The 24,728-nt window shown below is 48.4% G+C and carries 26 protein-coding genes and 1 riboswitch; of the genes, 4 read left to right on the forward strand and 22 right to left on the reverse strand.

Annotated elements, in window-relative coordinates; genetic code table 11:
- Positions 1-51 precede the first annotated feature (51 nt).
- The 14 genes from ACQ76X_RS33580 to ACQ76X_RS33645 form a co-directional block, all read right to left on the reverse strand.
- Positions 52-1,869, reverse strand: a complete 1,818-nt coding sequence (locus tag ACQ76X_RS33580) for an APC family permease (RefSeq protein WP_438498167.1) — start codon at positions 1,867-1,869, stop codon at positions 52-54.
- A 125-nt stretch (positions 1,870-1,994) separates the two neighbouring features.
- A riboswitch (cyclic di-AMP (ydaO/yuaA leader) is annotated at positions 1,995-2,154 on the reverse strand.
- 227 nt (positions 2,155-2,381) lie between these two features.
- Positions 2,382-2,813, reverse strand: coding sequence for a disulfide oxidoreductase (locus tag ACQ76X_RS33585; protein ID WP_341097689.1), 432 nt, complete (start codon positions 2,811-2,813; stop codon positions 2,382-2,384).
- Positions 2,813-3,541 (reverse strand): DsbA family protein, encoded by a 729-nt coding sequence (locus ACQ76X_RS33590; RefSeq protein WP_052092123.1) that lies wholly within the window; start codon positions 3,539-3,541, stop codon positions 2,813-2,815. The genes ACQ76X_RS33585 and ACQ76X_RS33590 overlap by 1 nt, the downstream gene beginning before the upstream one ends.
- A 384-nt stretch (positions 3,542-3,925) precedes the next feature.
- On the reverse strand, positions 3,926-5,242 hold the full coding sequence (locus ACQ76X_RS33595; protein ID WP_438498139.1) for a hemolysin family protein: 1,317 nt from the start codon (positions 5,240-5,242) through the stop codon (positions 3,926-3,928).
- Between the two features lie 426 nt (positions 5,243-5,668).
- Positions 5,669-6,064 (reverse strand): hypothetical protein, encoded by a 396-nt coding sequence (locus ACQ76X_RS33600; protein WP_438498141.1) that lies wholly within the window; start codon positions 6,062-6,064, stop codon positions 5,669-5,671.
- Between the two features lie 226 nt (positions 6,065-6,290).
- Positions 6,291-6,683 (reverse strand): spore coat protein GerQ, encoded by a 393-nt coding sequence (gene gerQ / locus ACQ76X_RS33605; protein WP_438498169.1) that lies wholly within the window; start codon positions 6,681-6,683, stop codon positions 6,291-6,293.
- A 217-nt stretch (positions 6,684-6,900) separates the two neighbouring features.
- The gene (locus ACQ76X_RS33610; protein ID WP_340898021.1) at positions 6,901-7,323 is read right to left on the reverse strand and encodes a cell wall hydrolase; all 423 of its coding nucleotides are present in this window, start codon (positions 7,321-7,323) and stop codon (positions 6,901-6,903) included.
- A gap of 176 nt (positions 7,324-7,499) precedes the next feature.
- The gene (locus tag ACQ76X_RS33615) at positions 7,500-8,255 is read right to left on the reverse strand and encodes an SDR family NAD(P)-dependent oxidoreductase (RefSeq protein WP_438498170.1); all 756 of its coding nucleotides are present in this window, start codon (positions 8,253-8,255) and stop codon (positions 7,500-7,502) included.
- A 147-nt stretch (positions 8,256-8,402) separates the two neighbouring features.
- The gene (locus tag ACQ76X_RS33620) at positions 8,403-8,795 is read right to left on the reverse strand and encodes a DUF2500 domain-containing protein (RefSeq protein WP_438498171.1); all 393 of its coding nucleotides are present in this window, start codon (positions 8,793-8,795) and stop codon (positions 8,403-8,405) included.
- A gap of 221 nt (positions 8,796-9,016) precedes the next feature.
- Positions 9,017-9,193 (reverse strand): hypothetical protein, encoded by a 177-nt coding sequence (locus tag ACQ76X_RS33625; RefSeq protein WP_179091757.1) that lies wholly within the window; start codon positions 9,191-9,193, stop codon positions 9,017-9,019.
- A 158-nt stretch (positions 9,194-9,351) separates the two neighbouring features.
- Entirely contained in the window at positions 9,352-9,978 is a 627-nt protein-coding gene (locus ACQ76X_RS33630; protein ID WP_438498143.1) for a pyridoxamine 5'-phosphate oxidase family protein, read from the reverse strand.
- A gap of 213 nt (positions 9,979-10,191) precedes the next feature.
- Complete coding sequence (locus ACQ76X_RS33635; protein WP_438498144.1) at positions 10,192-11,484, reverse strand: WD40/YVTN/BNR-like repeat-containing protein; 1,293 nt, start codon at positions 11,482-11,484, stop codon at positions 10,192-10,194.
- A gap of 26 nt (positions 11,485-11,510) precedes the next feature.
- Positions 11,511-12,893, reverse strand: coding sequence for an amino acid permease (locus ACQ76X_RS33640; RefSeq protein ID WP_438498146.1), 1,383 nt, complete (start codon positions 12,891-12,893; stop codon positions 11,511-11,513).
- Between the two features lie 2 nt (positions 12,894-12,895).
- Complete coding sequence (locus ACQ76X_RS33645; protein ID WP_438498147.1) at positions 12,896-13,096, reverse strand: LysE family transporter; 201 nt, start codon at positions 13,094-13,096, stop codon at positions 12,896-12,898.
- A gap of 147 nt (positions 13,097-13,243) precedes the next feature.
- Between ACQ76X_RS33645 and ACQ76X_RS33650 the strand changes: the two genes are divergently transcribed.
- Positions 13,244-14,170, forward strand: coding sequence for an L-lactate dehydrogenase (locus tag ACQ76X_RS33650; RefSeq protein ID WP_438498149.1), 927 nt, complete (start codon positions 13,244-13,246; stop codon positions 14,168-14,170).
- A 230-nt stretch (positions 14,171-14,400) separates the two neighbouring features.
- Here the strand turns inward: ACQ76X_RS33650 and ACQ76X_RS33655 are convergent, their stop codons facing one another.
- The 4 genes from ACQ76X_RS33655 to ACQ76X_RS33670 form a co-directional block, all read right to left on the reverse strand.
- Entirely contained in the window at positions 14,401-15,372 is a 972-nt protein-coding gene (locus ACQ76X_RS33655; RefSeq protein WP_438498151.1) for a glycoside hydrolase family 113, read from the reverse strand.
- 349 nt (positions 15,373-15,721) lie between these two features.
- Positions 15,722-15,922: a DUF3898 domain-containing protein gene (locus ACQ76X_RS33660; protein ID WP_438498173.1), complete on the reverse strand. Its 201-nt coding sequence runs from the start codon at positions 15,920-15,922 to the stop codon at positions 15,722-15,724.
- 53 nt (positions 15,923-15,975) lie between these two features.
- The gene (locus tag ACQ76X_RS33665) at positions 15,976-16,893 is read right to left on the reverse strand and encodes a tyrosine-type recombinase/integrase (RefSeq protein ID WP_438498153.1); all 918 of its coding nucleotides are present in this window, start codon (positions 16,891-16,893) and stop codon (positions 15,976-15,978) included.
- Between the two features lie 32 nt (positions 16,894-16,925).
- Complete coding sequence (locus ACQ76X_RS33670) at positions 16,926-17,861, reverse strand: LysR family transcriptional regulator (RefSeq protein ID WP_438498154.1); 936 nt, start codon at positions 17,859-17,861, stop codon at positions 16,926-16,928.
- Between the two features lie 142 nt (positions 17,862-18,003).
- On the opposite strand from ACQ76X_RS33670, the gene ACQ76X_RS33675 reads away from it, so the two are divergent.
- Entirely contained in the window at positions 18,004-19,299 is a 1,296-nt protein-coding gene (locus ACQ76X_RS33675) for an APC family permease (RefSeq protein ID WP_438498155.1), read from the forward strand.
- Here the strand turns inward: ACQ76X_RS33675 and ACQ76X_RS33680 are convergent.
- On the reverse strand, positions 19,235-19,681 hold the full coding sequence (locus ACQ76X_RS33680) for a hypothetical protein (RefSeq protein ID WP_438498156.1): 447 nt from the start codon (positions 19,679-19,681) through the stop codon (positions 19,235-19,237). The two genes, ACQ76X_RS33675 and ACQ76X_RS33680, sit on opposite strands and share 65 nt — an antisense overlap.
- 183 nt (positions 19,682-19,864) lie before the next feature.
- Between ACQ76X_RS33680 and ACQ76X_RS33685 the strand changes: the two genes are divergently transcribed.
- Positions 19,865-20,815 (forward strand): alpha/beta hydrolase, encoded by a 951-nt coding sequence (locus ACQ76X_RS33685; protein WP_438498158.1) that lies wholly within the window; start codon positions 19,865-19,867, stop codon positions 20,813-20,815.
- Positions 20,816-21,009: 194 nt separating this feature from the next.
- Here ACQ76X_RS33685 and ACQ76X_RS33690 read toward each other — a convergent pair whose 3' ends face one another.
- A complete protein-coding gene (locus ACQ76X_RS33690; protein WP_052092128.1) occupies positions 21,010-21,366 on the reverse strand; it encodes a hypothetical protein in 357 nt (118 codons plus the stop codon).
- Positions 21,367-21,542: 176 nt separating this feature from the next.
- On the opposite strand from ACQ76X_RS33690, the gene ACQ76X_RS33695 reads away from it, so the two are divergent.
- Positions 21,543-22,865, forward strand: coding sequence for an outer membrane protein assembly factor BamB family protein (locus ACQ76X_RS33695; RefSeq protein ID WP_438498160.1), 1,323 nt, complete (start codon positions 21,543-21,545; stop codon positions 22,863-22,865).
- Positions 22,866-22,878: 13 nt separating this feature from the next.
- On the opposite strand, the gene ACQ76X_RS33700 is transcribed toward ACQ76X_RS33695, so the two are convergent.
- Both ACQ76X_RS33700 and ACQ76X_RS33705 read right to left on the reverse strand, forming a co-directional pair.
- A complete protein-coding gene (locus ACQ76X_RS33700) occupies positions 22,879-24,099 on the reverse strand; it encodes an aminotransferase class I/II-fold pyridoxal phosphate-dependent enzyme (RefSeq protein ID WP_438498161.1) in 1,221 nt (406 codons plus the stop codon).
- Positions 24,100-24,492: 393 nt separating this feature from the next.
- A complete protein-coding gene (locus ACQ76X_RS33705) occupies positions 24,493-24,726 on the reverse strand; it encodes an S-layer homology domain-containing protein (RefSeq protein ID WP_438498162.1) in 234 nt (77 codons plus the stop codon).
- Positions 24,727-24,728 lie beyond the last annotated feature (2 nt).

The following is a 24,728-nucleotide window of genomic DNA, read 5'->3' on the forward strand; positions in this document are numbered from 1 at the left end:
GGTTGCCTCCGCAAGCTACGGAAACAACCTCTGTTAACCATATTTATCTGCCTATTTGTGCAAATGATAGGGCACTGTTGCTACAACTATATCTTTTTGATTCATCAGATAAGAGCGAATGAACAGGCTGGTCTGATTATGCAGGATCGCCTGCCACCAATGCTTGGTAATGAACTGTGGAATCAATACGGTAATATGATCTGTAGTAGCGGTCTTCCACTCTACGGTATCGATAAATTTCACCAGTGGGCGGATAATGCTGCGGTAACGGGAACGAAGCACGATCAGGCGTACACCCGGATTCCATTCCTCCCATTTTTGCTCCATCTTGTGAATCTCCTCTTCATCAAAACCAACGTAGACTGCCACCACATTATCTGTTAACGACTTCGCGTAACTGATCGAATGCAGCACAGCGCGTGTCACACCCGCAACCGGAACAACAACAGTACTTCCTTTAATCAACGGTTTATCCGTAGCAGGACAAATGCGAAGCTGATCGGCTATATTCATATAATGACTGTGAATGCGGTGGAATACGAACATGACAACCGGCAGGAAGATGAAGGCCATCCACACACTGGAAAACTTGGTGATGATAAAGATAAGCGTAATCGTCAGGGTAGTCAGCATACCGATTGTATTAACTACAAATTTATTCTGCCAGCCTTTCGGCTTCGTTTTGAACCAGTGCACCATCATGCCAAGCTGCGACAGCGTAAAAGGGATAAATACTCCGACTGCATACAGCGGAATCAGCCCTTCTGTATTTCCGTGGAAAGCAGCTACAAGCACAGCCGACAATACTCCGAGAAAAATTATACCATTAGAGAAGCCTAGACGGTCTCCCCGGACCATGAAGGCGTGAGGCAAATATTTATCTTTGGCGAACATGAACGCGAGCAGCGGAAACGCCGAGTAAGCTGTATTCGCCGCCAGGAACAAGATGACAGCCGTTATCCCTTGAATGAAAAAGTACAAACCGCCCCGGCCAAATGTAGATTCGGCAATTTGCGAGACGACGGTGGATTTCTCATTCGGAGTAATCCCATACCAGTACGCCAGCAGCGTAATGCCGGTGAACATCAATCCGAGGATGCCCCCCATCAGCATCAAGGTTTTGGCGGCGTTTTTTTCCGCTGGAGCTTTGAAGTTCGGAATGGCATTCGATACCGCTTCTACCCCGGTGAGTGCCGAACAACCGGAACTGAAGGCTTTGAGCAATAGGAACAGGCTGACGTTGGAAACGGCGGAACCGATCTCCGGGATTTCGGCATGAGCGCCGCCTGTAATATATTTGTACACCCCGGCAATGATGAGTACAAAGATAGAGACTACGAACAGATACACCGGGATGGCAATAAATGAAGCGGACTCCGTCACCCCGCGGAGATTGATAATCGTCAAGATCAGAATGACGGAGACTGCAATAAGTACAGTATGATTATGAAGACTCGGAAAGGCCGAAGTGATCGCATCCGTTCCCGCCGAAGCACTAACTGCAACCGTAAGAATGTAATCTACCAATAAAGAGCCGCCAGCCAAGAGGCCGGTAGGAACGCCCAGATTGCTTTTTGCCACGATATACGCTCCGCCGCCTTGCGGATAGGCAAAGATGGTCTGGCGATAGGAAAAAATAAGGATGGCCAGCAGGCCCAATACGGCTAATGCAATCGGCAATGAATACCAGATGGCGGTGAAGCCCGCGGCCACCAGTACAATCAGAATTTGCTCCGTTCCGTAGGCCACAGACGAGAGTGCATCGGAAGACAGAACAGCCAGTGCTTTCACCTTGGATAACTTTTCATGATCGAGTTCGTTCGACTTCATCGGACGCCCGATCAATAGTCGTTTTACCTTGCTTACCATTGTAGTAACAGTTCCTCTCTTTGTTGAGTTGAAACGGTAATACCGCGCGCCGTTTTCATTGGCAGGTTTCATAAATGCAGGCACAAAAATAAGCATACGGAAATGATCCGCATGCTTACGCATGCTCATTATCCCACCCTTGCTTACGAGGTTAGCTGGCGGATTCGGGCTGTGGTAGCCCTACGGTTCCGGTCATACTGACCTGCCTCCGATTCACCCCATTGACGTTGCCGCCAAGTTTGGTTCCCCCGTTTTTCCTTGCGGAAAATTCAGCGCATATTCAACTTCTCACAAGGACTAATAATAGTCTACAATAGCTTTTCAGTAAAGCGGTGAAAAAAATGAAAAAAGAATGAAAAAACATCCAAAAAGCTCAAATCTAAGATCGGGGATAAGTGGATCTTTCATTCTCTTTCATTATCCCAGCGTTCCGTGATTTTTGAGTATTTTGGATGTTAATTGTGACAGAAATTAAGGAAATATTTATGCTCTAAATTCTGCTTAGCCTTTTCTTATTCTGCTGGCTCTTCTTGGCGCCCGGTCCAGAGCAAAATTGCGATTAGAGCAAAAGCAATCAACGCAAGCAGAGGTACCGTAATGAACCCTAAAAAGTTCAAATAATCCTCATTGCAGGGTACACCAATTGTGCATGGCAAGATTTTACTGAGTGCAGGAATTTTCTGCTCTGCGTAATGGTACAGGGAGATGCTCCCGCCTATCAGACATAAAGGCAGCACATAAGGAATGATGCGTTTATCTCCCCGGTACGTGGCAATTCCGAGCAGGATCAGCTGAGGATACATAAAGATACGCTGGAACCAGCATAGCCTGCAGGGTTCATAATGCAGCACTTCACTAAGATACAAGCTTCCTGCTACAGCAATTACGGAAACAAACCAGGCCAGATACAGGCAGTGGCGTCTGCAGAAGGTAGAGAATTTCATCATTTGGCATCCGCCGAATCAAGGGCGATTTGCACCTGCGAGTCGATGGCTTTGATATCAAAGGCCTTGTCTACCTTGACTCCATTAACAAATACAGTAGGAGTAGAGGTCACTTTGCTGTCTTCGGCCAGCTTCATATCTCTCTGCAGTTCACTTTCATAGGTGCGTTCCTCAATGTCTTTACGCAAGAGGTCAAAATCTATCGGCAGGTTCTCTTTCTGCGCCAGGCTTACCAGGTAATCAGCGGTCGCCCACTCTTCGCTTTCCTCGCCCTGATTAGCATAGATTGCGTCATAATAGGTCCAGAAAGCTTCACTGTTCTGATGATAGACAGACAAAGCTGCTAATGAAGCTGTTTCGGAATCCGGTCCGATAAAGGCCATATTTACGAAGTAAAAGGCCGCTTTGCCCGGAGTTACGTATTTTTCAACAAGCTGAGGTTTGATGGTACCGGTAAAGTCTGAACACGCCGGACATTTATAATCCCCGAATTCAACAATTTTAACTGGAGCATCCTCTTTTCCAAGTCTGTGCATCTCGCTGTAATTAAAGTCAGAGTTCCCTTTTGGAATCAGCATGATTAGAGCGACAAAGATAATGATAACTGCTGCTACCGTGCTGAAGATCAGAATTCTCGTTTTTTGCTTCTGCTTTTCCTGTTCTGCCCTGCGCTTCTCCTGCTTGCTCTGTTGGGGAGCCGCGGCACTGTTTCGTTTGTTTTTGCTCAAAGAGAGTTCCTTTCCGTCCACTCAGGACCCGGGTAATGAAAGTCATATAATTTAAAATTATATAATTAAAGTTCTCTCTTTGGCAAACTTCCATAGCAAACTTCAGCTCACACCGCCTTTGTTTTCAACTAAGCCAAGATAGACTCTGCTGCGTGTACGCGGGTTATTAAACAGTTGAAACAGCACAAAGAAGCCCCGTTTGGAATGAGCAGCGAGACAATCATCAAATGATTCTGAGTACAAAGATGCTAATTACACTTTCTCACCCGACAAGAAACGACTCGAAACGGTCTCCCAATGCTAAATTGTGGTATTGGATCACACACAAAAAAGGCACTGCGCTAATTCTGCGCTAGTGCCTTTTTTGAGTAATGCTAAATAAGTTTATGCTCCAGCTTCCTCCGTCAAAAACTGCAGCTTCAATAGCTTAATCCGGGAAATCCGCTTGTTCTCGGTTTCCTCTACCACGAACAGATGGCCGTCGAATTCAACGGTTTGCCCTTTTTGCGGCGGATTGACTTCTAACTTGGAGTATAGCCAGCCGCCTATAGTATCATAGTCTTCCGTCTCCATATGAAGCCCCAGCGTGTCGTTGATCTCTTCGATCAGCATGAGGCCGTCTATGGAAAACTCATCCTCCCCCAGTTGCTCAACACCGGGACGCTCCTCATCGAACTCATCCTGAATTTCTCCGACAATCTCCTCCATAATATCCTCAAGCGTAACCATGCCTGACGTACCGCCGTATTCGTCAATCAGAATGGCGATTTGAGTCTTCGCCCGCTGCATCACCTTCAGGAGCGCACTGATCTGAATGGACTCTGGAACGGTAAGAATCGGACGAATCAATTCATTGTACTTCGGCGCCTGATCCCGGATGAGATCCTTAATGTGGATAAAGCCAAGAATATGGTCCTTATCGCCATCACAAACCGGATAACGTGTTCTCATTCCGTCAAAGGCAATCTCAAGGTTTTCTTCTGCCGACAGATGACTGTTTAGACAGATCATTTCGGTTCGGGGGATCATAATCTCTCGGGCCATCGTATCGGCAAATCCAAAGATATTGTCCACCAGAATCATTTCTGTATTGTCGATCAGCCCGCTCTTGTTGCTCTCCTGCATGAGGATGCGGATTTCTTCCTCTGTATGTGCCGTGGCCAGCTCTGAAGCCGGTGCCAGACGGAAGAAACGCAGCAGTCCGCCTGCTAGCCCATTGACAATCCAGATAAATGGATACATGATCCGGTAGAAGACGTTCATCGCACCTGCCGTTAGCAGAAGCACCTTCTCCGCTTTGTTCACCGCAATCGTCTTGGGTGCCAGCTCGCCTAGTACAATATGCAGCACCGTGATGAACATAAAGGCAATAATGAGGGAGATCACATATACGGTTGTTTCACCGAAGCCTAGGCTTGTTACAAGCGGTCCCACAATTGTAGCTATGGCCGGTTCACCCAGCCAGCCGAGTGCGAGCGAGGCAAGCGTGATACCAAGCTGGCAGGCGGACAGATAAGCATCTAGATTGTGGACAATATTTCTTGCTGCGGGTGCTCTTTTACTGCCCTCCTCAATCAGTGCTTCAATGCGGCCGCTTCGTACCTTGACCATCGCATATTCAACCGAAACAAAAAAGCCATTAAACAGCACAAGCAAAAGAATAAGACCTACATGTAATATACCGGGTAAAGGGTCGCTCAATTTATACTCCTATCCACCGTTCTTCGTATCGGGTGGATAGGCCCACCTCCTTCGATTTTTCAAAATGTTAGCTAGTGAAACGCCAAACGTTCCTTTCAGTATCAATTTCCCAATGCCTTCAACTCCTGACTAGAATCACGGATTATAAATATATACATTATTATATTATTACTCACTCCATAAAAACAGGTGTAAACCGGAGTAAAAATATGATCTAGTTTTCCTTCTTATGGACATACTCCGTATAAAAGGTATAAAACAAGGTTAACGAATGCAAAAAAACGTTGTCGATGCGCTTTTATATATGTTAAATCTTCTGCACCCCCTCCGTCAAACTTGACGCGTTCAGCTTTGCCCTTCTAGCCATGTTTGGCTTAAATGCTACATGGTAAGACAATGCCCCACCAGATTCTGGCAGGGCACTGCTTATAGTTGATATGGCTGTGCAATGATAAACCGCTGAACATCCAGCTCCGCCTTAATTTCTGCAAATACAGCCTCAAGACTTTCCAGCACCAGCAGAGTATTTTGACCAATATAACTCAAAACCGTTTCACTGCTCTGCTCAAATTCTTCAATATAAGAACTTTTCACATTCTTCAGCATCAAACTGCAAAGGGTGATTAAAGCTACATAGTCTGTAAGGACGAGGGATTGCATATGAATTTCGTTCGGTTTTAATCGAGCCCAGGCAAAAGTACCTGCGTGTATATACTGCAATGGCATTTCTACAAATTCAAGGGTTGAGTTATTGTGAATAAAATACTTAAGCTGCTCTTCAATTTTGTTAAAGGACTGATTTATATTTGCTAAAGCACCCATTTGTCCTACCTCCAATACGTAATTTGAAGGGCTTTATGTAAGGAGTCCCTTGACAAGCATATGGTATAGCCTCAAGTATAGCCTTATTCCTAATAGAATGCTGCTTTATTGCCTCATGAATGGAAACCTTAACTAACCCTCCATTTTCACAAAAAAAACGGCATCCCCCATTTACAGGCGGACTGCCGTTTATAAAATGTGTTCTATGGATAGTTGTTCAGGAGGATTAACGGAAGTTGCGGGCGACCGGTGGATTTCCGATGACTCCCGGATACTGGTAAGCAAGCGGCTCATCGAAGGTGGCGTAATCGAAATAAATCATCAGCAGCACAGTTCTCTGTCCGGTAGTTGGATCACTAATAATGATATGATCCCGCCCGGCTGCTTCCAGCACGCCTTTGTAAACCTTGGCATTCCAATCCTTGTTGTTCTCATATGTGAAATAAAAGGTCCCGATCTTGCCCAGGTTGAGGCGGAAAATGTTCTCAATGTAGGATTGTTCAAAGGCCGGAGCTGTGGTCGGCATCACGCTTCCTGTAGGCGTCATGGGGCTCCCGCTGGTGACTTGAGGCGGCATGCTGCCCATGTAGCCGCTGGCAGGCATTCCGCCTCCGTTCATGCCAGTGGAAGAAGAAGTACTGCCAATCATATAAGTAACGGGACGGTAAGGTTGACCTATCATTTGTGTAAAACCTCCTAAAATTTTTGTCAGCATTTGCTTCCTTGAATACACTTCGTGTAGAACATGGTGTGACATCACAATTTTCGCTTGCGAGTGTCAGCGGGGGGAGACAGACTACGGAAACACGCTGTCTCACCCCGCAGGGCCGGCTGTACTAATATACAGCCGGGCAATCCGCGCTGGTTGGAGTAAAGAAGCAATGAGCTTTGAAGCGTCCGGTGTTCTGCTGGTTATACCAGGTGGCAGGACATTCGCCTACAGGACGGAAGAACCATAAGGCGTTAGAGGCCGGCCAGCGTCGTTCTCCGGCGATGACTCTTTTAGCCAGGCGAATGTCGGATTCCCGGGCACGCTGATAGAAGTACCCCTTCTGGGGCGCTTCAAATCCACCTGGACTTTGAAACACCATATCGTTCATATTGCGGATATTGTTGAAGTCCAGGCAATTGCCGAGAATCCGGTTGACGCCGACATTCCCGACCATAAGCATGCCGGCCTCTCCGTCCTCTTCGGCCTCCGCCCGCATCAGCCGCGCAAGCACCTTCACATCTTCCGAGTTCGCTTTGATGACGGCCACACATTCTCCTCCTTTTGCTTCGTAGCAGTTCTGAAGGCATCCGCTTCTTGCCGGACTTCTTGCAAAACCTGCTTCGCAAGCTTCCACATCTCTTGACTGCTCGCTGTATTGTATGTGCATTCGCCTAAGAGGTGACAGTTCACGCCTATTTTCTTCCCGTTACTTGGATTGCATAGTTATGGCTCATAAATCATTTTGCGCGTCATGCCCCCGTCAATGATAAGCTGTGCTCCTGTAACGAAATTATTATCCGGTGCCGTTAAATAGAGACAGGCTCTGGCGATGTCCTCCGGTCTGCCTACCCGTCCCGAAGGATGCTGGCTATGGTCAATCTCACGCAGCTCCGCATAATCTCCGGTCTCGATCCAGCCCGGACTGATGCAGTTTACCGTGATGCCATCTTCCCCCAGCGTAACCGCCATAGCATGGGTCAGAGCAGCGATGGCTCCTTTGGACGCCGCATAGGCTTCCGTATTCGGTTCTGACATCAATGAACGGGTTGATGACAGATTTACGACGGCTCCGCCTTGCGGATTATTACGCATAACTTTGGCTGCTTCCCGGGTTGCCAGAAATACACTGCGTGCATTCGTATTGAGTACTTTGTCCCACTCCTCCACAGACAGCTCGTACAGCGTAGAGGTATGCGAATTCGCAATGCCTGCATTATTGATCAGAATATCAATGGTTCCGTACTTAGCTGCTGTGTGGGCAACCAGTGCAACAATGTCCTCCTCTTTGCTTACATCGCAAGCGACAAATTCAGCAGTTCTGCCTTGATTGCATATCTCGGCAGCCGCCATGCCTCCTGTGCTTTCATCGAGCTCTGCGATAATTACGCTGGCTCCCTCGGATGCATAAGCTTCGGCGATCGCTCTGCCAATACCATGACCGGCTCCAGTTACAATTACAGTTTTATGCAAATAACTCATCATTTCATAGCTCCTTGTTAATTATTATTAGGTATAGATCCAGACAATATAAATATCCCCTTGCTTCGCAGACCGGAAACAAGGGGATTGTACAGTAACCTCAGCTCTATTGTAAACCGAACCAAATTCGTATCACAGACAGTTAAATTAATCAGCTGTGGAGTAATGCACGCTGCGCTGAAACCCGTGATATCTTGTACCTTGGTAAGTCAACACACCTCTGTCTCCTTCTGCGCTCATGCCGAACTCATTTCCGTCCACTTTAAACTCCATCCTGACGCCTTCGACCGTCTCATAGGTCAAATAGTAGGTTGTACTGGTGCGGCTGCTCTGATTCTCATCCTGAAGCTGCTGCTGGCGGACTTCACTGCGCTTGCTGACGATCCGGGCAGGAACGGTCAACAGGGGTGAGCTGTTGTTCCGGCTCCATTGAAGCAGCCCCCTGCCAGCAGATACAGCGACAATGCCAATCATCAGGGCGAGAAAAATCGGTATTACCGTCCCGGTAAGATCAAACATCCAAGAAGAATCCGGGCCTATCCCCATGACTTATTCCCCCTTAATCCCCATTTTTCAGCTTTCCGCATAACTGCAGTCGCTTCTGTACATGTATATGCCTGTTCCGGTTCATACAGCATCACAAAAAGATGAAAACCATATTCGCCGTCAGCTGACGACAGGCTGCCTACCAAAAAGACCACCCGGCTCTCAGTTTTGAGAACTCAAGTGGTCTTTAAAAACGTTCATTTTGCCTATCAATATTAAGCATGTACAAGATCTAAGAGTTGCTTGGTTTCGTTCTCTTCTTCCGGAAGCATTCCGTTGTCCGCCCAGCAGGCTCTGCATTGTTCTTCAGTTTCACAGAGGTGTGCATCATCACAGTTATAGCATAATTGCAGAAGGTTTCTAGTCATATAATCCGTTTCAAAAGTTGTCATTGTAATCTCTCCTATTCGGAATGAAAGTTTGTGAAAAAATGAACTTGTTTTCTATGTGTTAAATATATCACATGGTTTGCGCTTTGTCATGTGATTTTTTTCACATTTTTAAAGAAAATTTTAAATACGTTTTTTTGCTTCATTCAACGTCCAGAACATCAATACATTCGGTTGGTATAGCTGTCTTGCAGTGAAGCTTTTACTTTTTCTGCGTTCATACCAGGAAGTTTGGCGTGGTCGGATATCATTTGAGCAACATTCGGCAATTCAGCCTTCGCAATCCAAGAGTCAGGATTCCACAAGCTGGAGCGCTTTAACGATTTTGCACAATGCATATAACATTCTTCCACTTCAATGACTATGCCTACCAGCGGAGTCCGCCCATGAGATTCCATTCGGACAAGCAGATCTTCATCACGGACAATATAAGCATGACCATTCACTCTGAGCGTTTCTTCCAGACCCGGAATGAGGAAGATAAGGCCCGCGTTTGGATTGGACAGAATATTCCTTAACGAATCCATTCGGCGGTTACCCGGCCGTTCAGGTATGACTAGATGTTTGTCGTCCAGAACAAGCACAAAACCCGGCAAATCCCCTCTGGGTGAGACATCACATAACCCCTCCCCATCGGAAGTGGCCATGATCAACAATGGTGACTTAGAGATAAACTGGCGGCAATGCTCATCCAGGGCATCAATCGCTTTGTTCTTCACCAGTTCGCTTGGATAACCGAGTATAGCACGCAATTCCTCTTCTGACTTGATTGTCTTAAAATCATGCATCTTCTTCACTCCATATGTATGAATTTCATAGATTCACCTGCTACTTATTGTAACACAGGGAAGAATTTACAAGTGGAAACGGCTTCGCCGTCCTCAAAAGGACGGTATCCGTTTCAGCGAGAAATAGAAGGATAATTTATACCGTGAAGCATATAAATTCTTATATTTTGAAAAAAAAGAGACTGCAATTTGCAGCCTCCCCGCTATATCAACTCACATTACCCGCCAGCTTACGCCCCCATTGGTCGTCTGCAGCAGGATAGATCGTCGATTTTCTTTTTTCTCAATTAAGAGCCAGCCGACATCTTTTGAAATAAACTGCAGCTTTACAATTTCCGGATATTCCAAAAGCTTGGATTGCAGAACGCTGCTGGCCGGAAGTGTTGTCCAGGTTGCTCCCGCATTAATCGTCTTGTACATCAGATTTCCTTTCAAGGCCCAGCCGAGTTGAGAATTTAAAAAGGCAGGAGCCAGGTGGCGATTAATCCCTGTCTGGATGCCCAGACCGAACGAAGTGAATGTCCAGCTTTCTCCGCTATTGGCGGTAAAATATCCATTATATGTGATGGAAGCTTCCTTATCTTTCTGGCAGGCCACCGGCAACCACCCGGATGTGCTGTTATTGCCGAAGAATTCCGGTTCTCCGGTGATCACTTTGTCGCAGCCTCTCCACTGTTCATTCACTAGAAACTCCGGTCCCTGACTCCAGGTTGCTCCACCGTCTTGAGTCATGTAAATCTTGGGCAGCGCTCCGGTCTGGAGTGTCACGAATCCACGGTCTGTATCCTTAAAGATCATCCCGGTCGTCACGCCCGCCATCGGAATTGCATGATTTGGCAGCTTCGGATTATATTGCTCGTTCTGCATAACCATATTCCATGTGGCCCCCCCGTCTACCGTTGCATACAGCGCTTTGCTCGCTTTAGTGGCATTGATATCCCAGGAGGTCATCAGCCATCCATGGCTCGGAGAGCTGAAGTAGATGGAAGAGATCGTATTCGCATCCGGGAAAGAAGAGATTTTCCAGCTTAGTCCGCCATCGGTTGTACGCAGCACAACGGTTTCCGTTGTTCCAAAAGAACTTCTTATAATCCAGCCGTTCTCAAGATCCGTAAAGAAAATCTCTTGGCTGTACACCGGATTAGACAGAAACTGCACATTCGCGGAAGGTGAAATATTCGCCCAGGTTTCCCCGTTATCTTTGGTCATATAGATCCGAAGCTCATTTTTGGTAACACCCCAGGCCAGTCCTGCAGAATCGGTTAACAATCTAAAATCCGTAAGCCGGGTCTGAATTTGATATTTGGGTGTATCTTTATTGACTAAGTTTTTGGCGTCGGGTGTAATCAGGGTAATCGTCTGCCCTTCTTCCGGCGCTTCCGTCGGCTGAGGAGGCTGAGTGGGCTCAGGAGCAGGAGAAGAAGAGCAAGCCGAGAGTATGAGTAGGCTCAGGAGAACCACCAGTAGCGTTCGCAGAACCTTGAAATCTGCTGTTTGGGATGACAAAGCTCTCTCTCCTCTTCGGTTATCGTTTATTTTTGATTCAGTTTGCTGTTCTTGTAACCGTATAGAAAATAGATCAGTAGTCCGACAGCCAGCCAGATGACAAAGCCGATCCAAGTCTCTCTCCCCAGATTATACATTAAATAAGCGCAGGTTGCCGCACTAAGCAGCGGGATGTATGGCACCCAAGGCACCGTGAACCCTCTCTTCAGATTCGGATGGGTACGGCGCAGCACAATTACACCCAAGGATACCACGAGAAAAGCGAACAGTGTCCCAATGCTGGTCAGGTTAGCCAGCCGGTCCAGTGGAACAAACCCGGTGAGCACAGCGATCAATCCGCCGACCATCCAGGTGCTGCGCACGGGGGTATGCGTCTTGGCGCTTACCTTGGACCAGCTTTTCGGCAGCAGCCCGTCCCGTGAGATCGCGAACAAGAGACGGGTCTGGCCGAAGAGCATAACAAGCAGAACCGTGGTCATCCCGGCGATAGCGCCTACCGAGATTAGACCGGCAATCATATTCTGGTCCACAAATCGCAGGGCATAGGAAACGGGATCACTGACATTCAGGCTTTGATAAGGCACGATCCCTGTCAGAACCAGTGAGACAGTAATGTACAGCACGGTACAGATTGCAAGGGATGATATGATTCCGATAGGCAAATCACGCTGCGGGCGCTTCACCTCTTCCGCTGCAGTCGATATGGCATCAAAGCCGATATAGGCGAAAAAGACGGTAGCCGCCCCATTCACCACCCCATGGAAGCCAAACGGTAAAAATGGCGTCCAGTTCTCCGGTTTCACATAGAAAAATCCCGTAACTATGAAAAGAAGCACTACAGACAGCTTAATCACAACCATAATTGCATTAAAGCGGGCCGTTTCCTTGACTCCGCGGGTCAACAAATAGGAGATCAGCAATATGATGATCATGGCGGGCAGATTTACATAAGTGCCTTTGTCCGCATTATAAGCCCCGGAGAGTGCTGTGGGCAAATGCAGGCCAAAACCATCCAGCAGGCCCTGGAAGTAACCTGACCATCCGCTGCTTACCGCCGCTGCCGCAACCCCATATTCCAGCACCAGATCCCAGCCCAGAATCCAGGCCAGCAACTCGCCGAAAGCGACATAGCTATAAGCATAAGCGCTGCCGGACACCGGGAGCGTTGAAGCAAATTCTGAATAACACAGTGCGGACAGCACGCAGGCAAACCCGGCGAGAATGAAGGAGAGCACAAGGCCCGGCCCGGCATGCTCCGCGGCTGCGACTCCTGTCATAACAAATATCCCGGTGCCGATAATGGCCCCTACACCAAGTGTTGTAAGATCCAGCGCACCCAGTGTCTTGCTCAGTTTAGCACCATCGGCGCTTAGAGGCGCGGTCAGCGGTTTTTTGCGGAATAAATCCATTCTTAAATTCTCTCCTGTCGATGAAATAAGTGTAGAAACGTATGTACTGTATTCCCCAGTGCCAGTCCGGCAGAGGTGTAGACGCCTGCTTTCCGGCCATTCGTAATCCCCTGGGTAACAACGAAAATAAGATCCGGACCCGGAATAAGGATCAGCAGAATGGCAGCCCCAAGATACATTAATAGTGCAGCAATACTAAACATAGCTACCTCCTCTCTGCGAAAGCACGTTGTTAGCTTGCCCGTTTTCGGGTAATGGATTAAAAACAAGCTGCTTGAAAACACTAACTCCAGAGCTTATGATGGATAAGATTGGACACAAAAAAATCGAAATTCGGAGGAGATGGAACAATGGCCCCCCCATTTAAGCCCAATCGTGTCGTAGTTATCGGTACCGGTGCAGTCGGTACAACAACCGCATATACGCTGCTTCTGCGCAGACGGATGCCTGAATTGGTACTAATCGATGTCAATCATCAGAAAGCGCTGGGTGAAGCGCTGGACATGAACCACGGCATGCCGTTTGTCGGCGGTGTAAAGCTGTGGGCAGGAACCTATGAAGATTGCCGGGAAGCGGATATTATTATCGTAACCGCCGGCGCCTCCCAGAAGCCGGGTGAGACCCGGATTGATCTTCTGCGAAAGAACATCGCGATTTTTAAAGATATCATCCAAAAGATTACGAAATACAATCAGCATGCCATTCTGCTGATTGCTACGAATCCGGTAGATATCCTGGCTTATGCCACTCTTAAGATCAGCGGCTTCGACCGCAGACGGGTCATCGGTTCTGGTACAGTGCTCGACAGTGCGCGGTTCCGCTATTTGATCGGTCTTCATAAAGAAATAGATCCCCGCAGCATTCATGGTCAAATTATCGGTGAACACGGTGACTCCGAGCTTCCGGTATGGAGCCTTGCCAACGTGGCCGGCATCGATTTGGGCTTTGATGAAGCGGAACGCAAGGAGATCTTTGAAGACACCAAGAACGCCGCCTATGAAATTATCGACGCCAAAGGTTCTACCTCATATGCGATTGCTCTTGCCCTGGACCGGATCGTGGTTTCCATTCTGCACAATGAAGGCGCTGTGCTGAATGTCTCCACGCTGCTGAACAACTATAACGGAGTTTCTGATGTGTTCCTCGGTGCTCCATGTATCGTTGACCGCTCCGGCGTTCGCGAAGTGCTGGATCTGCCGCTGAGTGAAGACGAAAAGGCAATGTTCCAGAAATCTGCAGAGAAGCTCAAAGCGGAAATTTCCAAGCTTGAATTGTAACCATTTTACTGGTTAGCACGGGGCTGTCCTGGTCATTTCGATGACCGGGACAGCCTTATTTTATGCTTCCGGGATGCAAAAGAAACCGCCCTCAAGCGGATGGAATATTAACCCCGCGAATAGAAGGACGGATTTTCCTTAAGTACTATAACATGAATCTTTTTTGCCTGACAATGATATTAATTTAATGCTTTAAATTTCCAAGAGCGTTCCGGACCCTTGAGACAGAGTTATTTTGTGACTGGCAATTTGTAATACTCTTTCAGCACTTGCTCCGCTTCCTTACCGTAAATATCAAAACCATTGTTGGACGAAGCCTCTTCCAGAGCGTAGAGCTTTGTGCTCCAATCCCACCAGAAGAAACCGGCGAACCAAGGCTCATTCCAAAAGGTTTCAAGTGCCGAACGATAAAAGTTAGCCTGCTCGCTTTCCGAATGAGGCAGATCCTTATTCGTAAAGTCCCACGGCATAGTGGCACAGCCGAGTGCGCTGCGGCAGCCAATTTCGATAAAAACAAGCGGCTTGCTGAATCTTTCGGCTAAAGCCTTAAGCCGGGGTTTCTGCTTCTCCCAGGCGGTGAGCATATTCTCATAGGAATCCCCCGGCACGGAGGCTACAGGATAATATGCACTGGTTCCGATGAGATCGACTGCATCCAGCCACTGAATCCCTTCTTCTTTGCCATGATTGGCATTGTAAACGATGGGGCCGGTATACAGGCTCTTCACCTCACGGATAACTTCCCGCCATTCTGCTTCCCTATATTCTGTAGCTACCATTTCACAGCCGATACAGAACATTTCGCAGCCCAGCTCCTCTGCAAGCTCCGCATAATGCTTCAAGAAATTCGTGTAGGACTCGAACCATGCTGCCCAATAAGCGTCTCCATCCTCAGGAAAGCCGATCCGCGCTCTCCAAATCCCGTCTCTGGAGTTGACTACAGGCTTCAGGCAGACCTTCAGGCCCAGCCCCTTCGCATTCCGCACCGCATGTTCGATATCCCGATCTGTCGGCGTGTAACCGTAATCAAAATGAATATCTGTTGAGAACACTGTGTCCTGCCAGGTCCAGAAGGACAATGCGATCCACTCACTTCCGGTATCCGCCAGCTTTTTCATCGAATCCGCTGCATAATCTTTCCGGTACTCTCCTCTTTTTGTTTCCCAGCCATAAGTCATTCCTTTAAAAAAAACTTCCTTCATCCCCAAGTCCTCCTACTAGTTAGTAATAACATGTTATTTCGTGTACCATTTTCCGTAAATCATTGCTACAGAAGTTGAACTTTAGATTTACCAATCCGGCATTGAACGCAACTGCGGTTGAAATCTGGAGACAAAGGCGAACGCTATCGCTCCTACAGTTCCAAAATTCCCCTCCGCTGCTTTAGCCTCTAGGTAGTTCTTTAGTTCAACTTATATAGTTATTATCAAAAACCTTAATAACAGTTAGAATAAATCAAACAATTAATAATAACAAGTTATTTTTGTTATAAAAAAAAGGCCCGAACCGCATGAGTCATTTAGCGGCCGTGCCTATCAATGAGGATAACGACTATTCTGTTTCCTGGTTGACTTCAAGATAGGATGCGAATTCTGCATCCACTTTCTTGTTTTTGAGTTTTTCGGCCACCACCTCAAACGATTCGGGCTGCAGCAGCTCCACAGGAGAAAAGCCTTTGTCAAAGACGAAGGAGTCGCCTTCCAAAATGACCACATATCTGCCGTTTAAGCTGGCAATTGTGCAAAATAAGATATAGTTAACATATTATTAGTTATGTAAACAATTATTCCGAAATAATGATTTTACTAGTTCTTCTGCGGAAACTGAATCTGCAGTCTGGACATGGCTTCTTCCTTCTCGCGGCTTGTAATATGCGTATAGACCGTTGTAGTCTGGATGGACGAATGTCCCAAAAGCTCCTGCACGGTACGCAAATCGGCCCCCTTGCGCAGCAGCATCGTGGCAAAGGAGTGACGCAGCTTATGGCTGGAGTACGGCCGGCGGTGAACTGTCGGCACTTCTCGCTGAAAACGGCTAAAGGTATCTGCAGCTATGCCCTGTATTCCCCGTATCGAGAGTCTGCGTCCTTTCTGAGAGATAAACATCGCCTCCTCTTTGCTAAGCCAAGGGGTGAGACGTTCGTTCAAGGCTTGCTGCAGAAAAGGGGTGACAGCCTCCGGCACCGGCACATTGCGCCATTTGCGTCCTTTGCCAAATACACGCAGTGTACGCCGTTCTGCATTATAATCACTCAAATTCAACGTATGGACTTCCCCCACCCGCAGCCCCATATAGGACATCAGTAAGAAAACAGCCAAATTGCGGCTCCGGTATTTGCCTTCTACAGCAGACAAAAACCGCTGCAGATCCACTTCATCCAGATAGACCGGCTCACGGTTTTTTTCGGTTTTGGATTTCTTGATCCCGGCTGCCGGATTGGCTGTCAGCAATTCCAGCTCGATGAGTGCCTTAAACAAGCAATTTACTGAGGCATGCTTGCGGTTGCGCGTCGCATCGCTTACCCCGCGTTCACGGACCGAGGTCAGATAGGACACTACTTGAAGCTTTTTAACGGATTCCAGACTTCTGCCATTCAGGCTCCCAAGAAACTCCCGCACATCGGCAAGATAGGATTTCTGTGTGTACGCCGTAAATCCGGCATCCTTCATCCAGATCAGAAAGGCCTCAAGCTCTTCTTCATAGTCAGGCCCCAATTCGTTCATGTATGTCCCTCCTCTCCCATGATTTCGACAACCTATTGTACCACAGAATTTAATACACCTTCATTTGTATTTGTACTTCTCCACATTGCCGCATGTTTCTCTACCGTCAGCAAAAATTCCTGAAGTGCCGGCGATTTCCATTTCTTTTGATGGTAGACAGTCTGTGTAGCAACCCGCTGCGATTCATCATTCCAGTTCAACCGGGCCAGCTTACCGGCGGCCAGCTCGCTTCTTACCGAAATCAGCGGCAGGAATGAGATGCCGAGGCCGGACATGACACACTGCTTGATCGCCTCGATACTCCAGAATTCCAGCTTAGGATCAGGAAACACCCCTTGGCTGTTCAAATGACGCTCAAATAAGATCCGGTAGGTACAGCCTGTTTCTGTAAACAGGATGGTTTCATTCTTAAGGTGGTGCGGTTCGACACACTCCTGCTGCAGCAAAGGATGATCCGGCGGTGCAATGAGCGTCATCTCTTCATGAATCAATGTTTCACTGCACAAGTCTTTATATTCAGCCTCCGGCTGCAGCAGAAAAGCCAAATCCAGCTCACCGGAGCGGACGGACTCTGCCAGCTCCCAGCAGACGCCTGGTTTCAGTGTGATTTGAACCTGCGGATATTGTCCGCGGAATTCCTTAATGATGCCAGGCAGACGGAAGGCGGCCAGCGATTCTGGCGCACCAATCCGCAGGACTCCCGATACCTCATTCTCTGCACGCAGGGCATTCTGGGCCAAAGAGTGCATCCGGTGAATTTCCTGCGCATAAGGCAGCAGGCGGCGGCCGGCATCGGTCAGAATAATTTTTTTGCTGATGCGGTCAAACAAAGGCTGGCCAAGCTCTGCCTCTAGTGCTTGAATCTGCGCAGTAATACTGGACTGGGCATAGTCCAGCTTTTGAGCAGCACGGGTAAAACCGCCTACCTCCACGACTACTAGAAACGTAAATAAATGCCGCGATTCCATATGACTCTCATCAACCTTCCCAGGAGGAATGTATCATCGGTTTTTCGAATGGATAAAATTCAAACTTTCCGTTTTTCCTATGGATACATTATCTGATACTCTATAACTAAATACAAGGTAAAAGGAAAGCGGGATCTTATTTATGAAGGAAACTCATACACTGCAACGAAACATCGGTATGCCGCAAGCCATTGCTCTATACATTGGAGCCGTGCTTGGTTCAGGTATATTAATCGTACCCGGACTGGCCGCGGAAATGGCCGGTCCCGCTTCCCTGCTGGCCTGGGGATTCATGACCCTGCTGATTCTGCCTCTGGCTTTGTCGATGGGGCTCCTCTCCGCTAAATTCCCAAATGCCGGAGGTGTGTCCCACTTCGTCACCTTGGCCTTCGGCCCCAAGGCCGGAGCATTGGTGGGCTGGTTCTTCCTGATGTCAGTGCCCATTGGCGGACCTGTGGCTGCGCTGACCGGAGCCGGGTATATGACGGCCGCCATGGGCTGGGGGGACGGAGCCCGAATTGTTATCGCCGCCGTGATGCTGGCCATTGGCCTGATCACGAACTGGATGGGCATGCAGGTCGCAGGCAAAGTACAAATTGCCGTGGTAATCTCAATCATTGCTGTGCTGGTGTTCTCGTTTGCCACCGCACTCCCCCGCATGGAAAGCACGCATTTCACGCCATTTGTTCCCCATGGCTGGATGAGCATCGGGCAAGCGGCAGCTATTCTCTTCTGGTGTTTCATCGGCTGGGAGGCAGTCTCCCATCTTTCAGAAGAGTTCAAGGACCCGCAGCGTGCAGCTGTTAAGGGGGTCACCATCGCCGCTATTATCGTAGGTGTGCTCTATTTCTTATCCGCACTGGCTACAGTTGGAACCCAAAGCTACCTCCGTGGAGGCGCCGATTCCTCGCTCGTCTGGATCATCAGCCAGCCGCTGGGCGCATGGGGCGGCTTCATCGCCGGGCTTACCGGCCTGTTCATCTGCACCGCGACGATTATCGCCTATTCCAGCGCTGCATCGCGGGTGGCCTTTGCCTTGTCCCGTCAGGGCTATGCTCCCAAGTGGATGGGACGCCTGTCCAGCCGGTACAAAACGCCGACTGGGGCTATTGGTTTCTTGTTGCTTTGTTTTGCTGCAGTACTGCTCCTTTACGGCAGTCGCCTGCTCTCCATCACCACGCTTATTCAGTTCCCCAATGCCACTTTCATCCTGACGTACATTGGAGGCTGTGCAGCCGGAATCCGGCTGCTCAAAGGCAACAGGCTTGGAGTAACGATCAGCTGGATATCTTTTATCGCTACACTGGCGGTGTTTCCGTTTACCGGGTGGGCAATACTGTATCCGCTGCTGATTACGATCGTCTTTATCGTCGTCACCGTTTTGCGCAATAAACGCAGCTCCGGCAGCGATTACTCTCAGACACTGGAACATCGTTAGTCGGCGCGCAAGGCCCTTGAATAGAGCAGGCCGCACCCTCTTTGCTGGGCAAGGAGGATGCGGCCTGTTTTCTTTTGAAGGAACTGTCCAAATAACGGAAAGTATGCGCAACAATTTGGAGTTTATCACTCTTTTTAAGCGGTGGGAAGATCAACTGGAACGTAAGCGAATCTCTGCTGACTGAGGCGGTTTCCGGCAGAGGAAGTGCGGCATAATAATGAAGGGTAACGACTTCACGCTGTTTCTGGGACAAGCGGATTACCGCCGCCCACAGTAGCTGGTCACCTTCACTCTGCAGGGCAATGCTTTCAGCGGAATCGTATGCGGAATGCTCTTCGAACATTTCCCTGGCCTGCTGTTCAGTGATCGGATAGTCTTTCAATCGTTCTTCCTCCCCGGTTGGTCAATGAATATACGCTTTATCCCTAGCAAACCGTTCGCTTTTGGGCTAAAAGTTTTTAGGGTGGTTAACGGGGGCTGCTACGCGTTTCGTTTCAGGAAGGTCGCATACGGTTATGGATTGAAGAGAGATAGAACCCATATTTCATTAAAGGAGACGATAAACATGCCCGAAAATAAAAAGATCGTTCTCGAACCGGCAGCGCAGAAATTTGCCGATGACAATGCAAAGCCCCCTTTCCTTCCTGACCTCGGTCCTGAAAAAGGACGAGAAACGGTGGATACCGTTCAGTCCGGTGAAATAAAAAAACCGGAGGCCGATATCCAGGATCTCTCTGTTCCCGGTGGGCCCAAAGGTGAGGTTCCGATCCGAATTGTTCGTTCGGTTAACTCTTCTGCTTCATCACTTCCTGTTATCTTATACATTCACGGGGCCGGTTGGGTATTCGGCAACAGCCATACTCATGACCGGCTCATTCGTGAACTGGCGGTCGGCGCGGATGCGGCCGTTGTTTTCCCGGAATACAGTCTGTCCCCGGAAGCCAAGTATCCTACAGCGATTGAGGAAATTTATCCGGTGCTGGAATGGATCTCTAAGCATGGATCTGAACATGGTCTTGACGGGGGTCGATTGACTGTAGCCGGTGACAGTGTCGGAGGTAATATGACTGCGGCCATAACGCTGATGGCCAAAAAACGCAAAGGCCCGGCAATCAGCAAGCAGCTGCTGTTCTATCCGGTAACTGATGCTTCATTCGATACGGAATCCTATCACCAGTTCGCTGAAGGTTATTTCCTCCAGCGTGAAGGGATGAAATGGTTCTGGGATCAATATACAACAGATCCGCAGGAACGGGCTCAGATTACCGCTTCTCCGCTGCGGGCCAGCCTGGAGCAGCTCAGCGGTTTGCCGGAAGCTCTAATTATTACGGGAGAAGCCGATGTGCTGCGTGACGAAGGCGAAGCCTATGCCGCCAAACTGCGTGAAGCGGGCGTCACGGTAACAGCGGCCCGGTTTCAAGGCATCATCCATGACTTTGTCATGCTGAATGCGCTCGCGGACACGAATGCCAACAAGGGAGCACTGCTCTTGGCAACAGCGTGGTTACGGCAATAGTGCTGAAAGAAACAAGATATATGTAACGTGAAATCAGGCCAGCTTCGGGTGTATTCCGAAGCTGGCCTGATGCCTTAAAAACGGCTTAATTACAGTAAAGTGTGCGACTGCTCAGCAGTTATTTTTACACATAAAATATTTAACCGTCTCCCGCACGAATCAGCTGAAGCTGTAGCCTGGGTTAGTTCCGATTATTATTTCCGCTGACTGTAAAATTCCGCCGCTTTGACCAGCATGTCCTTCAACGAACTGAAGGAAGTCGTATGACTGACATGCTCATTCAACTGATCCTGGGGCAGGGATTTCAAATCCTCCGCCGATGATGCAGAGAAACCTCCGCTTTGCAGCAGCTCTTGCAGTGACTCAAATGGCGTAAACTGTTGCAGAAACGATCCCGATAACAACTGATCCAAAGGGAGTTTCTCCATCAATTGATCCAGCGGCAGCTGATCTAGTGGCAGCTTTTGCAGCAGTTCGCCCACTCCGCCTTCTTTAACTGTATCCACCAGACCTTGTATTTTCTCACCGAATCCTCCGAAATTGAATCCCATAACGAGCCCTCCTATTAAATCTTTAGTTGTCCCTTATTACCCCAATCTGAACCGGTTGAAATATATGTTTACATATTAATTATTATGTTAACCAATAAAACAACTTCCTTATTTTAGAAACTTAATGAGCATTTATACGTCTAACTAATATGAACATTCACAAGGAGATGACTCTTTTGCCACAAGTAAAAACAATTCTCACATCACTTCTCGCTGTTTCCCTATTGTCATCCGGTACCACCCTAACGTTGCAAGGAACGGCTACGGACACCGCCTATGCAGCATCTGTCAGCGCCACTTCCGTGAAAACCGCCAAGGACACCTCTCTCCCTTTGAAGTGGTCTGTCGCAACAGATGGCATTGGCATGTATGACAAGCTGCCTATCTTAAATGGAATCCTCTTCTATACCGCCAATAATACACTGTACGCCAAAAATATAGCTACCGGCCAAGTGAAATGGTCCTACAAAAACGGCGGGGAGCCACAGATCCTTACGAACAGTTCCATCTTCTTTATTGATAATAACGAACAACTCGTAAAAGTATCCGCTGACACGGGGAAGCTGCTGTGGAAGGTTAAAGTGTCAAAGCGACCGATAGAAGTCGGAGCACAGGCCCGCCTGATTAACGGAAAAGTATATTTCTCCAATGAAAGCGGCGGTGTAGCTGCCTATCATCCGGTGACAGGCAAGAAAATATGGGAGAATACGAATATCCCCATGTATGTAGGCACCATTTACGGAGAATATAAAGGCGTACTCGTTGTCTCCAGCACCGTCGATAATACACGTACACAATTTTACGGACTAGATCTTGCTACTGGCAAGAAGTTATGGAGAACTGAGGGCCTATATGGTTATGTAGGTGTTCAGGAGGGACATCTGGTTCTGCGGAAACAAGTAAATGAACAATATGATGCTGAAGCCACTCCCGTTCCGGGTCATCTATTAACACTGGTCCAATTGGACCCGGCAACAGGCAAAATATCAGGCCAAGAAGACTACGAGCCTCTGAATGACATCGACAGAATGAGCAATTACTACACTTCCATTCAGAATTCTTATATCTACACGGCGGCCGGGAATCTTGATAAGGATGAATATACACTAACACGGTTTACACGCGGCCAGAGCAAAGAAACAGCGACAAAAAGCTACGAAAGCTATGGCCGATGGCTGGCCGGTCCTACAAACGGAATGGCATTCTTTCAAAAAGAAACCCAAATCACCGGAGTCAATCTTCAGAATGACCGTGTTGTGACGTTCGACAATCCGGCAAGCAAGGTTGAACTGCTGCAGCGGGTTGGCAAGGCTGTATTCACCATTTACGAGAACGGGTACCTCTCCATTAATCATGCAGATACCGGAGCCTTGTTCGGGATTATCAAAACCGGAGCCGGATACCACTATTTTGGCAATGTTACGATCGAAAAGGGAATCGCGCTGATCCCGACAGAACGTAAATTGCTGGCCGTAGCCCTGCCTAAAGAATTGCAGTAAATGATCTTTACGTTTAGCGGTTCCTGCGAAGAAACTCCCCGATTCTCCGGGCAGCTTCCAGGAGCCGCTTTTCTTCTTCAACCAGCGCGATTCTGACGAACCCTTCTCCCTGTGAACCAAAAGCATCCCCCGGGATTATAGCAACACCAGTCTTCAGCAGCAGCTCTTGAGCGAACTTGCGTGATCGGCCAACTTCACCTGGAGTTCCCCAAGCCTCCGGAAGCCGCGCCCAAACAAACATTGTCGCTTTAGGCTTAGCAACAGACCAGCCTTCCAAGGACAAAGCTTCAATAAACACATCGCGCCGATGCTCATAAAGCGGGGCTACCTCCAGTTTATCCCCTCCAGCCATCGCCAGCTCCAGCGCAAATGCCGCAGCCTCCTGTACCGGATTAAATACCCCATAGTCTACATTGCTCTTCAGTTCACGGAGTGCGCCGACAGCTTGGCGGTTGCCGGTCATAAAACCAACGCGGCATCCGGCCATATTAAAACTCTTGGAGAACGAATGAAATTCAACCGCCGTCTCTAGTGCTCCAGGTACTTGCAGGATACTTAACGGACGGTAGCCGTCAAACCCCATCTCCGAATACGCCAAATCATGAATAACCAGCACCTCCCATTTCCGGGCTAATGCAATCAGTTTCTCCATGTAAGCCAGATCGGCCGTAACCGCAATCGGATTGCCGGGAAAGCTGAGCAGGATAAAAACCGCCTGCTGCCATATCTCATCAGAAATGCTGTCCAGATCAGGCAGAAAGTCATTTCGCTCCAGCAAAGGGAGATGCCAGGCCTTGACCCCTGCAATCGCCAGTGAACCGGAATAAATCGGATAACCCGGATCAGGGACAATCGCCAAATCTCCGGGATTGCAAATGGACAAAGCAAGATGGGCCAGCCCGTCCTGTGAACCCATCAGCGCCACCAGCTCTTCCTCATCATCCACTTCAACATCAAACCGCCATTTCATCCAGGCTGCCGCCTGCTTGCGGAACAAGTCGCTTCCCTTGGAAGCGGGATAAGAATAACTGTTCTCTCTGAGAACTGCATCACTTAATGCTTGGCGAATCTCAAGAGCAGGTGCCTGATCCGGACTGCCGATCCCAAGGTCGATGACCTCGATGCCCGACCTCCGTGCTTCTGCTTTCCATTCGGATACCTCCGAGAATATGGATGAACCCAAATACGATAGTTTATCAGATCGCCATCCCCGTTTAGAACTGCTGTATGTCAAAATCAAAACCCCCAGCTGTTTTCCAATTAGTATAGCATGATTTCTTTCACCCGGTTTTACACAAAGCTCACATCAGAAGGGCGCAAACAATTAAAACCATATTATAATTTTAATTCCTTATTATTCCACTACAAGCCCTCAAATCGGCACAACCAACATGGTTAGATGAACCTATTAAAATGGATCTCTGATGAAACAGCGTATAATTTATGTTATACGCTGTTTTTTAAGGGCGAATTTGGGCCATTCTACTGTGGTTTTCACTATCCAGTCAATATGATCTTTCTCCATAGCTGAGAATCTTGACTAAGTGATACACAGCCGCCAGAACGATTGGCGGCTGCGTGTGATTACGTATTTAACTTGTGCTCTCCTGTTTATTGAAGATCGGCTTTACTTCGCTGGCAGTTTCAATAACCGGTATAATACCGTCATCCCTTCGGCACGTGTTGTCTTCCCATCCGGTTTAAACGTCCCTCCGGGTTGGCCTTCAATGATGCCGAGTGCTGCCGCTTCATTCACGGCTTGCTGTGCCCAGGCTCCAATTCGCCCGGCGTCCTGAAATGCCGGGGTCACGCCAGTTACTGCCGTACCTGCGTTGCTTAAATGATATGCACGCATAATCATTA

It is taken from the genome of Paenibacillus sp. IHBB 3054 (assembly GCF_051594305.1).
Taxonomy (GTDB): Bacteria; Bacillota; Bacilli; order Paenibacillales; family Paenibacillaceae; genus Paenibacillus_AQ.

What these genes read in the sequence shown, in the direction of transcription:
- ACQ76X_RS33675 (WP_438498155.1), top strand. Translation starts at nt 18,004, where the DNA reads ATGAAGGAAACTCATACACTGCAACGAAACATCGGTATGCCGCAAGCC.
- ACQ76X_RS33625 (WP_179091757.1), bottom strand. Translation starts at nt 9,193, where the DNA reads ATGACAACTTTTGAAACGGATTATATGACTAGAAACCTTCTGCAATTA.
- ACQ76X_RS33670 (WP_438498154.1), bottom strand. Translation starts at nt 17,861, where the DNA reads ATGGAATCGCGGCATTTATTTACGTTTCTAGTAGTCGTGGAGGTAGGC.
- ACQ76X_RS33580 (WP_438498167.1), bottom strand. Translation starts at nt 1,869, where the DNA reads ATGGTAAGCAAGGTAAAACGACTATTGATCGGGCGTCCGATGAAGTCG.
- ACQ76X_RS33585 (WP_341097689.1), bottom strand. Translation starts at nt 2,813, where the DNA reads ATGAAATTCTCTACCTTCTGCAGACGCCACTGCCTGTATCTGGCCTGG.
- ACQ76X_RS33630 (WP_438498143.1), bottom strand. Translation starts at nt 9,978, where the DNA reads ATGCATGATTTTAAGACAATCAAGTCAGAAGAGGAATTGCGTGCTATA.
- ACQ76X_RS33705 (WP_438498162.1), bottom strand. Translation starts at nt 24,726, where the DNA reads ATGATTATGCGTGCATATCATTTAAGCAACGCAGGTACGGCAGTAACT.
- ACQ76X_RS33665 (WP_438498153.1), bottom strand. Translation starts at nt 16,893, where the DNA reads ATGAACGAATTGGGGCCTGACTATGAAGAAGAGCTTGAGGCCTTTCTG.
- ACQ76X_RS33685 (WP_438498158.1), top strand. Translation starts at nt 19,865, where the DNA reads ATGCCCGAAAATAAAAAGATCGTTCTCGAACCGGCAGCGCAGAAATTT.
- ACQ76X_RS33640 (WP_438498146.1), bottom strand. Translation starts at nt 12,893, where the DNA reads ATGGATTTATTCCGCAAAAAACCGCTGACCGCGCCTCTAAGCGCCGAT.
- ACQ76X_RS33650 (WP_438498149.1), top strand. Translation starts at nt 13,244, where the DNA reads ATGGCCCCCCCATTTAAGCCCAATCGTGTCGTAGTTATCGGTACCGGT.
- gerQ (WP_438498169.1), bottom strand. Translation starts at nt 6,683, where the DNA reads ATGAACGGAGGCGGAATGCCTGCCAGCGGCTACATGGGCAGCATGCCG.
- ACQ76X_RS33690 (WP_052092128.1), bottom strand. Translation starts at nt 21,366, where the DNA reads ATGGGATTCAATTTCGGAGGATTCGGTGAGAAAATACAAGGTCTGGTG.
- ACQ76X_RS33645 (WP_438498147.1), bottom strand. Translation starts at nt 13,096, where the DNA reads ATGTTTAGTATTGCTGCACTATTAATGTATCTTGGGGCTGCCATTCTG.
- ACQ76X_RS33600 (WP_438498141.1), bottom strand. Translation starts at nt 6,064, where the DNA reads ATGGGTGCTTTAGCAAATATAAATCAGTCCTTTAACAAAATTGAAGAG.
- ACQ76X_RS33615 (WP_438498170.1), bottom strand. Translation starts at nt 8,255, where the DNA reads ATGAGTTATTTGCATAAAACTGTAATTGTAACTGGAGCCGGTCATGGT.
- ACQ76X_RS33655 (WP_438498151.1), bottom strand. Translation starts at nt 15,372, where the DNA reads ATGAAGGAAGTTTTTTTTAAAGGAATGACTTATGGCTGGGAAACAAAA.